This is a genomic window from Pseudomonas sp. Lb2C2 (assembly GCF_052112205.1).
GTDB lineage: Bacteria > Pseudomonadota > Gammaproteobacteria > Pseudomonadales > Pseudomonadaceae > Aquipseudomonas > Aquipseudomonas kilonensis.
Genome location: NZ_JAUTYW010000003.1, coordinates 778,717 through 791,013, shown reverse-complemented (window position 1 = coordinate 791,013; position 12,297 = coordinate 778,717). Strand labels below are relative to the sequence as shown.

Annotated in this window: 11 protein-coding genes and 1 tRNA gene; 10 read left to right on the top strand and 2 right to left on the bottom strand. The window is 60.5% G+C overall.

The window, feature by feature from the left end; translation table 11 throughout:
• Positions 1-14 precede the first annotated feature (14 nt).
• The 6 genes from Q7F16_RS11850 (at position 15) to Q7F16_RS11825 (ending at position 5,837) form a co-directional block, all read left to right on the top strand.
• Positions 15-91: transfer RNA gene (locus tag Q7F16_RS11850), tRNA-Ile, on the top strand.
• A 186-nt stretch (positions 92-277) separates the two neighbouring features.
• The gene (pcaQ, locus tag Q7F16_RS11845) at positions 278-1,207 is read left to right on the top strand and encodes a pca operon transcription factor PcaQ (protein ID WP_046064547.1); all 930 of its coding nucleotides are present in this window, start codon (positions 278-280) and stop codon (positions 1,205-1,207) included.
• A 127-nt stretch (positions 1,208-1,334) separates the two neighbouring features.
• Entirely contained in the window at positions 1,335-2,054 is a 720-nt protein-coding gene (gene pcaH / locus Q7F16_RS11840) for a protocatechuate 3,4-dioxygenase subunit beta (RefSeq protein ID WP_409555826.1), read from the top strand.
• Positions 2,055-2,066: 12 nt separating this feature from the next.
• A complete protein-coding gene (gene pcaG / locus Q7F16_RS11835; RefSeq protein ID WP_409555825.1) occupies positions 2,067-2,669 on the top strand; it encodes a protocatechuate 3,4-dioxygenase subunit alpha in 603 nt (200 codons plus the stop codon).
• Positions 2,670-3,056: 387 nt separating this feature from the next.
• The gene (locus Q7F16_RS11830; protein WP_409555824.1) at positions 3,057-5,339 is read left to right on the top strand and encodes a hypothetical protein; all 2,283 of its coding nucleotides are present in this window, start codon (positions 3,057-3,059) and stop codon (positions 5,337-5,339) included.
• A gap of 36 nt (positions 5,340-5,375) precedes the next feature.
• The gene (locus tag Q7F16_RS11825) at positions 5,376-5,837 is read left to right on the top strand and encodes an Lrp/AsnC family transcriptional regulator (RefSeq protein WP_018607342.1); all 462 of its coding nucleotides are present in this window, start codon (positions 5,376-5,378) and stop codon (positions 5,835-5,837) included.
• A 121-nt stretch (positions 5,838-5,958) separates the two neighbouring features.
• Here the strand turns inward: Q7F16_RS11825 and Q7F16_RS11820 are convergent, their stop codons facing one another.
• Both Q7F16_RS11820 and Q7F16_RS11815 read right to left on the bottom strand, forming a co-directional pair.
• Positions 5,959-6,273, bottom strand: a complete 315-nt coding sequence (locus Q7F16_RS11820; protein ID WP_024616743.1) for an XRE family transcriptional regulator — start codon at positions 6,271-6,273, stop codon at positions 5,959-5,961.
• Positions 6,266-6,631 (bottom strand): type II toxin-antitoxin system RelE/ParE family toxin, encoded by a 366-nt coding sequence (locus tag Q7F16_RS11815; RefSeq protein ID WP_024616744.1) that lies wholly within the window; start codon positions 6,629-6,631, stop codon positions 6,266-6,268. The genes Q7F16_RS11820 and Q7F16_RS11815 overlap by 8 nt, the downstream gene beginning before the upstream one ends.
• A gap of 362 nt (positions 6,632-6,993) precedes the next feature.
• On the opposite strand from Q7F16_RS11815, the gene Q7F16_RS11810 reads away from it, so the two are divergent.
• The 4 genes from Q7F16_RS11810 (at position 6,994) to pqqA (ending at position 12,232) form a co-directional block, all read left to right on the top strand.
• Positions 6,994-8,676, top strand: coding sequence for a flavin monoamine oxidase family protein (locus Q7F16_RS11810; protein WP_409555823.1), 1,683 nt, complete (start codon positions 6,994-6,996; stop codon positions 8,674-8,676).
• Positions 8,677-8,688: 12 nt separating this feature from the next.
• Positions 8,689-9,483, top strand: coding sequence for a carbon-nitrogen hydrolase family protein (locus tag Q7F16_RS11805; protein ID WP_079302823.1), 795 nt, complete (start codon positions 8,689-8,691; stop codon positions 9,481-9,483).
• 62 nt (positions 9,484-9,545) lie between these two features.
• On the top strand, positions 9,546-11,987 hold the full coding sequence (gene pqqF, locus Q7F16_RS11800; RefSeq protein WP_409555822.1) for a pyrroloquinoline quinone biosynthesis protein PqqF: 2,442 nt from the start codon (positions 9,546-9,548) through the stop codon (positions 11,985-11,987).
• Between the two features lie 170 nt (positions 11,988-12,157).
• Positions 12,158-12,232 carry a pyrroloquinoline quinone precursor peptide PqqA gene (gene pqqA, locus Q7F16_RS11795; protein WP_003177660.1) on the top strand — a complete coding sequence of 25 codons (75 nt, stop codon included), beginning with the start codon at positions 12,158-12,160 and terminating at the stop codon, positions 12,230-12,232.
• Positions 12,233-12,297: the final 65 nt, after the last annotated feature.

The window sequence follows — 12,297 nt, the reverse complement described above, 5'->3', positions numbered from 1 at the left end:
CCGCGGCCTACTGAGGGCCTATAGCTCAGTTGGTTAGAGCAGAGGACTCATAATCCTTTGGTCCACGGTTCGAGTCCGTGTGGGCCCACCATACAAAAAGCCGCGCATTGCGCGGCTTTCGCGTTTTTGAGACTGTGGACTTTGCGCTAGGCGAAGGTTTTCATGAACGGCTCTGCAAACAGGTAGTCCCCAACGAGCCTTCCACTGTCGCCTTCAGGCGTTGCAACCCGCAGCACAAACACTGCGCACCCCAAGTCCCTTGAAGGCAGCGACCCGATTGAACATCGACACACGCATCAAATTCCGTCATCTGGTGTGTTTTCTCGAAGTGGCGCGCCAGGGAAGCCTGGCCCGTGCGGCAGACAAACTGGCAATCAGCCAACCAGCGCTTTCCAAGACGTTGAAGGAGTTGGAAACGTTGCTGGCCGCCGTGTTGTTCGAACGAAGCAAGAGGGGGGCGACGCTGACGGAAGCCGGCGCAGCTTTTCTGCGATATGCGGGGCCGAGCGTGCAAGCGCTGCGCGAGGGGGTCAACAGCCTGCGCGCAGGTATCCACGAGCCCGTTGCCATTAGCGTTGGCGTGCTGTCCACGGTTGAAAGCCTGTTGGTCCCTGAGGTTGTCTGTCGATTGCATGCTCGACATCCGGCGCTGGTAATCAGCGTGGTGACCGGCCCCAGTGCGCATTTGCTATCGCAACTGCGCGTCGGTGAACTGGACCTGGTGGTTGGCCGAATGACCGATAGCCCATTGATTCATGGGCTGGCGTTCGAACACCTCTACAGCGAGTCCATGACCCTGGTGGTGTGTAACGACCATCCTGTGCTCGCGAATCCACAGGGGCATAGGAATCTCGAGGACTATCCCTGGGTGCTTCCATTGGCGGGGACGACCATCCGTAAATTCGCCGACGCCCTGTTTGTTCAGCACGGCATTACCCCATCACGCCAACGCCTGGAAACCCTATCGGTCGCGTTGAGTCGGCGCTACGTACAATGCAGCCACGCCATCTGGGTTGCACCTTTCGACGCGGTCCGGCAGGACTTGAAACAAGGCGTTTTGGTGGAGCTGGAACTAGGGGCACGCGAACCAGGCGGCTCAGTGGGGCTGTGCACCAATCCCGCGTTGCCGGTGACACCCCAGGCGCAGTGGTGCATGGAGGCACTTCGCGAAGTCGGACAGGAATACCTTGAAGGAAAATATCCATAACCATTTGGACATGGATCAAGACGGTTTTTTCAATTTTGGGTTGGGGCTCGCGAGAGGAAACTGGGCTAGCCGTCGCTGCTAATGCAGCGCTTGCCTCTGCCGAACCATAACAATAGGAAAAATCGACATGTCTGATGCGCATGACAGCCGCTTCGTCATTCGTGACCGTAATTGGCACCCCAAAGCCCTGACACCTGACTACAAGACTTCGATCCTGCGATCACCGCGCCAGGCCCTGGTGAGTATTCCCCAGTCGCTGTCGGAAACCAGCGGGCCGGATTTTTCCCATCTGAAAATGGGCCAGCACGATAACGATCTGCTGCTCAATTTCAATTACGGCGGCTTGCCCATCGGCGAACGCATCATCGTCGCGGGCCGGGTCTGCGACCAATTCGGCAAACCGATTCCCCATACGTTGGTGGAAATGTGGCAAGCCAATGCGGGTGGGCGTTACCGGCATAAGAAAGACAGTTATCTGGCGCCGCTTGATCCCAATTTCGGTGGGGTCGGCCGCGCGCTGACTGACCGTGACGGCAACTACAGTTTCCGCACGGTCAAACCGGGTCCCTACCCATGGCGCAACGGCCCCAATGACTGGCGGCCGGCACACATCCATGTCTCCATCAGTGGTCCGTCCATTTCCACGCGCTTGATAACTCAACTGTATTTCGAAGGTGATCCGCTCATTCCCATGTGTCCGATCGTCAAGACGATCGCGAATCAGGAGGCGGTGCAAAGCTTGATCGCCAAGCTTGATATGAGCATGGCCAATCCTATGGATTGCCTGGCTTACCGCTTTGATATTGTTCTGCGCGGACAGCGCAAGACCCACTTCGAAAACCGCTGAGGAGGCATGCGCATGTCCATTCAACTTCTACCTGAAACCCCTTCGCAAACTGCCGGCCCTTATGTGCATATCGGCTTGGCGCTGGAGGCGGCTGGTAATCCGCCGCGAGAACAGGAAATCTGGAATGAAATGGCCAAGCCTGGCGCGCCAGGTGAGCACATCGTACTGATGGGCCACGTTCATGACGGCAACGGCCATTTGATTCGTGACGCGTTTCTGGAGTTCTGGCAGGCGAATCCGCAAGGCGTCTACGACAGCGCATACGATCTGGAAAAGCCCTTCAACTGTTTTGGCCGTACTGCCACCGCCGAAGACGGAACGTGGATCATCAAGACCGTAAAACCCGGCACCGTGAAAAACGCCGCAGGTTTTCCCATGGCCCCTCATATCAACGTTTCCCTGTTTGCTCGCGGGATCAACATTCACTTGCAGACCCGCCTGTATTTCGACGATAAATCCGAGGCGAACGCCGTGGACCCCATCCTGGGTCTGATCGAGCAGTCGCCACGTCGCGAATCCCTGATTGCCAAGCGCTCCACGCTCGATGGCAAGTTGGTTTATCGGTTCGACATTCATGTGCAAGGTGAATCAGAAACGGTGTTCTTCGATTTTTAATCGCCACTTGCACAGTGCCGGGGCGTGAGCACTCGGGTTGTTTAGATGCCGCCCGCCCCTAAAACCAGACCCATCAGGGTCTGGTTTTTTGTCGAATCCAGCTTTGAAGGCTGACGGTTTTTTGATCGCCATAACAACTCTGGCAGCCAACCGCTCCCCGCCCTTGCCCCTGTACTCACCTGTAGTAATACTCTGTGACGTTCACCCTCCCCACGCCTAAGCCCTTGCAGCTTCCTCACTGAGACGCCCATCATCGCCAGCCCCAGCCTCTCTCGACTGTTTCTTGAACTGTTCTGGCAACTCGGCATCCTGCTGGCGCCAGCCTTTTTCGTCACCTTGCTGCCGCCCCCATTGGCTTTGCTGGCGGTGGTATGCCTCGGACTGCTGATGGGGCTTGCCGCCCGCCTGGGCTTTTTGGCGATGGGCCGAGGCATCGCCCGGCTGACGGTCGGCGCTGTGTTTGGCCTGGGTTTCAGCCTGGGCCGGGCGTTGCCTGAGTGGTGGGGTATCTTGGTAGCGCTCGTCGGCATCATGGTCGGGCTCGCCTGCGTCAGTAGCTGGGAGAGGCGCCTTGGGTTGACACCCATTTCCAGCAAAGGGCCGAGTGCCTGGGGCGGAAACGAACCGCTGCTGACCCCTGAAGGCGAGCCGATCCGAGCGTTCAACCACGGCGAAATCGCCATGGGCGGCCCGACTTATTGCGACTATCTGTTCCCCGACGGCGTGCTCCTGCAAGGCCTGGGCTCTTCGGCCGTGTTCTCCAGCGACGGGCGCTATTTCGCGGCACCGGTACCGTCCCGGCAGGCATGGGGATTGGTGGTGCTCGACCGTCAGCAACGCCAGTTGTACCGCTGCGCCGACAGCGAACTCTGGGAGTTGGACGCTTTTGACCTCGACCTGTTAAGCGGACGCCATAGCCCACTGGTGGATAACAGCGTTCGCGAAACCCGGCTCGATGAGCTGTTGCAAACGGCCAGCGTCACCCCCCTGTTGCCTGTCGGCGATCTGTGGCTGGAGTCCGATTGTCATCCTGAGCAAACCTTCGAACGACGCTCCGTTGATGGCCGGCAATGCCTGCAGGGCAATATTTTTTTGCCCTCGACCTTTCGTGACCTGGCCCAGCCACTGGATCCCCTGCTTTCGCCACGCTATACCGTCAGCGTCAACGGACAAACCTCCAACCTGCTGATGGCGGCAGACGCACCGTTGGTGTGGAGCATCGATCAATGCGCCCTGGTGTGCCTGGCCCAGGCGCGTAATCCTCAAGCAGATGGCGACCAGTATTGGTTGTGGCAGCTCGACAAAGGCTGGCGCGCCTTGCCGTTGCCGTGGGTGAAAAGTGCGACTGAACCGTCCTTCTACTGGCATGAGTTGCTGAGCCTCGACGCGCACCATGTGCATATCGGCGCGTACCTCGACTATCCGCGACCGGGTTCCGGCCGGTATGGCTACCGCCTGGACAGCATCCACAGTGATACCGAAACCCAGGCCGGTCATGACGCCCAGGGTCGCGTACAGGTTGCTGAGTTCAAACTGACCCGCATGGCCATCGCGATGCCGCTGGACAGTCCGGGAGTGCGAGGTGACTCGTACATCGAGACGCAGCCGCTGCTGGGTGGCGCATACGCTCAGCTTATCTGGCTTTGCGACAATCGCGAGGGGCTTGGCGGTTATCGCTGCCAGATTGGTGATTGGCACTTGCCAGGCAGTTGGCTGCTGGATCATCGCATCTCTGACTGCGGGCGTTACCTGGCACTGCTGCCCTTTGCAGACTCAACGACAGTGGCCACCCATGCGGTCATTGCAGATGTGAAGGATCGACGCCTGCTGGAAGGGCCCGCCATGTGGGTGGAACGAATACTCGATTTTCTGGATGGCCGCTTGAGTCTGGCCGTGGTGGCCGGTCGTCTTGACCACGACCTGGACAGCAGCGCGCTGCAACGCTTCAACATCCCGGCGCCGCCGATCGGCAGCGATCCTTCGTTCTTTCATCCCAGCGAGCAATCCCGGCTGTTCTACAACACCGTGGACCTGCAGGTGACAAACTCACAACTGCACTGCGTCGCCCCCTGGCGCCTGGTGGATCGTCCGCAAGTGGCCAACGCCGACGGTGACTTCATCCAGCCCGCCCCCGACCATCAGGATGCCGCCTGGCTGTTCGGCAGCGAAACGGAATATGCCGACAGTTGGGTGCGTGCGCAGACGCCCCGGCTCGGAGGCCACCTGCTGACAGCCTCAGGCTGCGCGTTGGTCGACCTGGCACCGTCGATGATCTGGTCGACGGATAGCCGCTACCTGGCCCTGACCTGCATGGCGACCGATGTGACAGAACAGTGTGGAAGCTATCGAGGCTGGCAATTGCTGCTCCTGGATGTCCAGGAACACACATTGCGGGTGCATCCGCAGTGGCTGGGCAACCGGCCGCTGTTTGAAAGCTTCGACGCCGAACAGTTGCATGTACGCTGCTTTGAGCGCGATTGGGAAGCACAAGACGATGACGACCCAGGCTCAGTGCAGTCGTTCTCACTGGATTTCTTGTTGCAGTTGCCCACCGAACAGCTGGTTCGCCAGGACGGTTTCTGGTTCAGGACTTCACAGGTACACCTGGCCCCCGCCTGGCGCGCACTGGCTTTGCCTGCCATTGGCTATTTCGCACGTGAGAGCCTGTAACATGCTCGCCATCGAATGCCTGCGCCGGAGCCCACTTTGACTGACACCCGCCCTCCCGTCCTCGACGAAATCGACCGGCAACTGATCGCGGCGCTGCAAATCAACGCCCGGGAAAGCGTCGCCATGCTCGCCCGGCAACTGGGTATCGCCCGCACGACCGTGACCTCGCGGCTGGCGCGCCTGGAAAAGACCAAGGTGATTACCGGATATGGCGTGCGCCTGGGCCAGCGGGTGATTGACGGTGGCTTGCAGGCTTACGTCGGCATCAAGGTCCAACCGCGCTCCGGCAAGGACGTGCTGCGGCGCTTGAGCGCCATGGCCCAGGTCCAGCAGCTGTGCGCGGTCAGCGGTGAGTTCGACTATGTCGCCTGGTTGCGCACGGACTCGCCGGAACAGCTGGACCAGTTGCTGGACCAGATCGGCAGCGTGGACGGCGTGGAGAAGACCACCACCTCGATCATCCTCAGCAGCAAGATCGATCGAGGCCAGCCAGTCTGAGCCCTGCGTCACTTAACCTGTGGAGCGAGCTTGCTCGCGATGGCGGTCTGTCAGTCCATGAAAGTGCTGACTGAACCGACGCTATCGCGAGCAAGCTCGCTCCCACAGGGAACAACGCAAGTTACGGTGTTGGATGGGAGAAATTTTCGATCCTGACCTGCCCCTCCGGAAAGGTCGCGATAATCTCCAATTCCCCCCCCATGGCCCGGATGTAGTTGCGCAATGTGCTGATGTACATGTCCGTACGGCGCTCCATTTTCGAGACTGCCGCCTGGTTGATATGCAGTGCCTTGGCCAAGGCCTCCTGGCTCAACTCCTGCGCCTGACGCAACTCGTGCAGCGGCATTTCCGCACGCAACTGCTGATACAGAGCCTGTGCACGAGCCTGGGAGTCAGGCGAACGACGCGCCATCAAATCGGAAAATTTCTTAGCCATGGTCAAAGCCCTCTCTCTTCAATACTTCCAAATGCTCGTCATAGAGGCGTTCGGCCAAAGGCACATATTGCTGATACCAACGGTCCTGGCCGGTTTTGTCTCCCCCGATCAGCAGGATGGCGCAGCGTCGTGGATCAAACGCATAGAGCACACGATAAGGCCTACCTGCATGTTGCACCCGTAACTCACGAAGGTTGCCATGACGCGAACCTTTGATATCACTGGTGTGAGGAAAGCCCAGATACGGCCCAGTATCGCCGAGTAGCATCACCGAGACTTGTACCGAGTCTTGCTCCGACTCACTGAGACGGTCCCACCACAACTCAAATTCGTCAGTGTATTCAACGTCCCATTTCATACAAATATGCCACCCAGGATATATAACCTCAAGGGAATAACCGTAGAAGCATCGGCGGCTACCTGCCCCTCCTGATCGCACAGACAATTGTTAAGGAGAGTTTCTGTGGGAGCGGGCTTGCTCGCGAAAGCGTTGTATCAATCGCCACAAGTGTTGAATGTGCCACCGTATTCGCGAGCAAGCTCGCTCCCACAGTGCCATGTTTCGTCATTACGATTCGCGAACACAACAAAGTGACTTAAAACTGCTCAAAACGACGACATATTGTGTCTTATTAACGTGTCCTACCCTCCCTAGAATGGCTGGCATCTTTCCTATACTCAGACGCGAACACTGCGTCGAGTCGCCCACCAAGGTCAGCCATGAACAAGAACAATCGCCACCCAGCAGACGGTAAGAAGCCCATCACCATTTTCGGGCCGGACTTTCCTTTCGCCTTTGACGACTGGATCGAGCATCCGGCCGGCCTGGGCAGTATTCCCGCCCACAACCACGGTGCGGAAGTGGCGATTGTCGGGGCCGGGATCGCCGGCCTAGTGGCGGCGTACGAGCTGATGAAGCTGGGTCTCAAGCCCGTGGTCTACGAAGCGTCGAAGATGGGTGGGCGCCTGCGCTCACAGGCGTTCAACGGCGCCGAAGGGGTGATTGCCGAGCTGGGCGGCATGCGTTTTCCGGTGTCCTCCACCGCGTTCTACCATTACGTCGACAAGCTGGGCCTGGAGACCAAACCGTTCCCCAACCCGCTGACCCCGGCGTCCGGCAGCACGGTCATCGACCTGGAAGGCCAGACCTACTACGCACAGAAACTGGCGGACCTTCCCGCACTGTTCCAGGAAGTCGCCGACGCCTGGGCCGATGCGCTGGAGGATGGCTCGCGCTTCGGCGACATCCAGCAGGCGATCCGCGACCGCGACGTGCCACGCCTCAAGGAGCTGTGGAACACCCTGGTGCCACTGTGGGACGACCGCACCTTCTACGACTTCGTCGCCACTTCCAAGGCCTTCGCCAAGCTCTCTTTCCAGCACCGCGAAGTGTTCGGCCAGGTCGGTTTCGGCACCGGCGGCTGGGATTCGGACTTCCCCAATTCGATGCTGGAAATCTTCCGTGTCGTGATGACCAACTGCGACGACCACCAGCACCTGGTGGTCGGCGGCGTCGAGCAGGTGCCCCACGGCATCTGGAACCACGTGCCGGAACGCTGCGTGCACTGGCCGCAAGGGACCAGCCTGAATTCGTTGCACCTGGGTGCCCCACGCAGCGGCGTGAAGCGCATTGCCCGCGCAGCCGATGGCCGATTCAGCGTGACCGACGTCTGGGACAACACCCGCGAATACGCCGCAGTGCTGGTCACCTGCCAGAGCTGGCTGCTGACCACCCAGATCGAATGTGAAGAAGCGCTGTTCTCGCAAAAAATGTGGATGGCCCTGGACCGCACCCGCTACATGCAATCGTCGAAGACCTTCGTGATGGTCGACCGGCCATTCTGGAAGGACAAGGACCCGGAAACCGGCCGCGACCTGATGAGCATGACCCTGACCGATCGCCTGACCCGTGGCACCTACCTGTTCGACAACGGGGACGACAAGCCAGGGGTGATTTGCCTGTCGTACTCCTGGATGAGCGACGCCCTGAAAATGCTCCCGCACCCGGTGGAAAAACGCGTGAAGCTGGCCCTCGATGCCCTGAAGAAAATCTATCCCAAGGTGGACATCGCCGCCCGGATCATCGGCGATCCGATCACCGTGTCCTGGGAAGCCGACCCGCATTTCCTCGGCGCATTCAAGGGCGCCCTGCCCGGCCACTATCGCTACAACCAGCGCATGTATGCGCATTTCATGCAGGACGACATGCCAGTCGAACAACGCGGGATCTTTATCGCCGGCGATGACGTCTCATGGACACCGGCCTGGGTCGAAGGCGCGGTACAGACCTCACTCAATGCCGTGTGGGGAATCATGAAGCACTTCGGCGGTGAAACTCACGCCGAGAACCCGGGTCCAGGTGATGTGTTCCATGAGATCGGTCCGATCGCCCTGCCCGAATAAAAGGAGTTATTGATGCGTGTAGCCCTCTACCAATGCCCGCCGCTGCCACTGGACCCGGCCGGCAACCTGCAACGCCTGCACCAGGTGGCGCTGGAAGCCAGGGGCGCCGATGTGCTGGTGCTGCCGGAGATGTTCATGACCGGCTACAACATCGGCGTCGACGCGGTGAATGTATTGGCCGAGGTCTACAACGGCGAGTGGGCGCAACAGATCGCCCGCATTGCCAAGGCCGCAGGCCTGGCGATTGTCTATGGCTACCCTGAGCGCGGCGAAGACGGGCAGATCTACAACGCCGTACAGCTGATCGACGCCCAGGGTGAGCGCCTGGCCAACTACCGCAAGAGCCACCTGTTCGGTGACCTCGATCACGCCATGTTCAGCGCCGGCGACGCCGCATTGCCCATCGTGGAGCTCAATGGCTGGAAGCTCGGCCTCCTGATCTGCTACGACCTGGAGTTTCCGGAAAATGCCCGACGCCTGGCCCTGGCCGGCGCCGAGCTGATCCTGGTGCCAACCGCCAACATGCAACCCTACGACTTCATCGCCGACGTCACCGTGCGTGCCCGGGCGATCGAGAACCAGTGTTTCGTGGCGTACGCCAACTACTGCGGCCACGAAGGTGAATTGCAGTATTGTGGCCAAAGCAGCATCGCCGCACCGAACGGCAGCCGCCCGGCCCTTGCAGGGCTGGATGAGGCCTTGATCGTCGGTGAACTGGATCGACAACTGATGGAAGACTCCCGCGCTGCCTACAACTACCTGCACGATCGCCGCCCCGAGCTTTACGACGACCTGCACAAACACTGATTGAGGATTGAGAACGCGGCCTAATCCGCTAGCATGAGCGCATCTTTGTTCTGGAAGCGCTCATGCCGGCCCCCGACTCCCTCCGCCCCCACACTGAAACCCTGGCCAACGGCTTGCGGGTGACATTGCGTCACGTCCCAGGCCTCAAGCGCAGCGCTGCAGTGCTGCGAGTCGCGGCTGGCAGCCATGACGCGCCCCTGGCCTGGCCGGGATTGGCGCACCTGCTCGAACATCTGTTCTTCCTCGGCACCGAGCGTTTCCCCGCCGGGGAGAACCTGATGGCCTACGTGCAGCGCCACGGCGGCCAGGTCAATGCGCGCACCAGCGAACGCACCACGGATTTTTTCTTCGAATTGCCACCCGCAACTTTCTCCGACGGACTCGAACGGCTGTGGGACATGCTTGCCCACCCTCGCCTGGATGAAGCCGATCAATTGCGCGAACGGGAAGTGCTGCACGCCGAGTTCATCGCCTGGTCCCAGGATGCTGCAGCCCAGCGACAGCTTGCCTTGCATGACGGCCTGTCGGCGCCCCATCCACTGCGGGGTTTTCATGCTGGCAATCGCGATAGCCTGGCAGTGACGCAAGCCGAATTCCAAAGCGCATTGCACGACTTCTATCGCCGCTTTTACCGGAGCGGCCAGATGACCCTGAGCCTGGCCGGCCCGCAAAGCATCGACACCTTGAAAACGCTGGCTGAACAGTTCGACAGCCACATACCTGCCGGCGAAGCGCTTGCCAGGCCGGCACCACCAAGTTTGATGGCATCGTCCCAGTCAAGTTATCAACAGGCCCGCGAGGGTTGCCTTGATCTGCTGTTCGCCTTCGAAGACTTGCCCGCCGCCTCGCCTCAAGCCCTGGATTTTCTGTGTACGTGGCTGAACTCCAGCAAACCGGGCGGCGTGCTCGCCACGTTGCGTCAGCGCGGCCTGGCTGACAGCCTCAAGGCCAACGCGCCGTATGAGTTTGCCGGGCAGGCGCTGCTGCACATCGAACTCAGGCACGCCAACGCTCCGGCAGCGGCGCAAATCCAAGCGTTGCTGCACGACTGGCTGGGGTTCTTTGCCGCTCAGGACGACTGGGCGCCGTTGCGCCAGGAGTTCACCGCACTGTTGCAGCGCCGGCAGGAGACAGGATCGGCCTTGCAGGTGGCCCGCTGGGACGGTGAAGGACGCGACGGGCCGCTGCTGGCAAACGACCTCGTCAGGCTCAGGGAAATCCTCAGGCAACTGCACCCTGCCGATAACGTCGCGGGACAATGGCAACTGCCCGCGCCCAACCCTTTCTTACAAACACCTAGCGAAGCGCCTCGCGCCGGGCTGATACGCGGGCAGACCAGCGCCCACCGCGGCTTGCGAACCTTCGCCCAGGACCGCTCCCGGGGTCGCCGGGAACGCTCGCCCATGCAGTTCAGCCAGGCGCTGCCAGACAACGGTCGTGAAGGCGCGGTGTACCTGCGCTGGCAACTGACGACCCAGGCACCGCTGGACTTTCAATCCAGGCTCGACCGGCACCTGCGGGATGTGCAAGAGGATGCTCGCCAGGCCGGCGTGGACGTCAGCTTCGAGTCCTGCGCTGATCAATGGCTGCTGAAACTGGTCGGCTTGCAGGCGCCGATACCGCTGGTACTTGAACACCTTCTGACGAAGCTTGCGCAACCGCTGCCAATGGCCCAAGCCGGTCACGAACCCCCGCCGATGCCGATTCGGCATCTGTTGAAGGCGCTGCCGAACCACTGCCGCCACAACCGGCAAGCGCCAGTGTTACCAGTGCCCGCCAGCGACCAAAGTGTATGGGCAACGGCCCGCTGGGACGGGCTGTCCATCGGCCTGTCGACGGCCACCCAAGGGGCGCTGGGCCCTGCGCTGGCCCGGGTGCCGGGGATCGCCGGCGATGAAGCCAGCCTGGCGCCGGCGCCTCGCGGGCAACGCCTCTGGCATACGCTCCAGACTCCCGGCGAAGAACCGGCCGTGTTGCTGTTTTGCCCGACAGCCACCCCGACGCTGGCCGACGAAGCCGCCTGGCGGTTGCTGGCACAGCTGTGTCAGACGCCGTTCTACCAGCGCCTGCGCGTGGAGTTGCAGTTGGGTTATGCGGTGTTCAGTGGATTGAAGCAGATCGACGGGCAAACCGGGGTGTTGTTCGGCGTCCAATCGCCCAGCCTCTCGGTGACGCAACTGAGCGCCCACATCGAGCAATTCCTGGCTGGGTTACCGACGCTGATCGAGCAGCTCGATGACTCATCCCTGACCGGCCAGCAGCAGGCGCTAGCCGCCCAACTCCAGGGCACCGCCCTGCCCTGCGCCCAGGCCGCCGAACTGCTCTGGCAGGGCAAGCTGGCCGGCCACCCGTCGGATTATCTCGAGCAACTGTCCGCTGCCATCGTGTGCCTGGATCGCACCCAGCTACAAATGGCCGCCCAACGTCTGATCAAGGCTGAAGGAGGATGGTATTGCCTGAGCAACGGAGCCTGCCCGCAAGAGCGTTGGCAAGCGCCGCAGTGATCGTTGCAGGGGCTGTAATGAGCTTTCTTCGAGAATCGCGGCGAACGAATATGTCAGATTTAGTAACATAGGCGCCTAAGCATCTGAACATCTCCGAACGGAGGTGGACTATATGTATAGGTCTCAACCGTTCTATCTAACGAAAGCATCCCAACCAAAGGAGTATTCCCATGTCCTGGTCCAAACCCGCATATATCGACCTGCGTATCGGTTTCGAAGTCACCATGTACTTCGCCAGCCGTTGAATGCTGCAGGCGGTTAAGCACGCAGCACTACGCCTCGGCCAGCCGAGGCGTTTTTATTTCGGTTT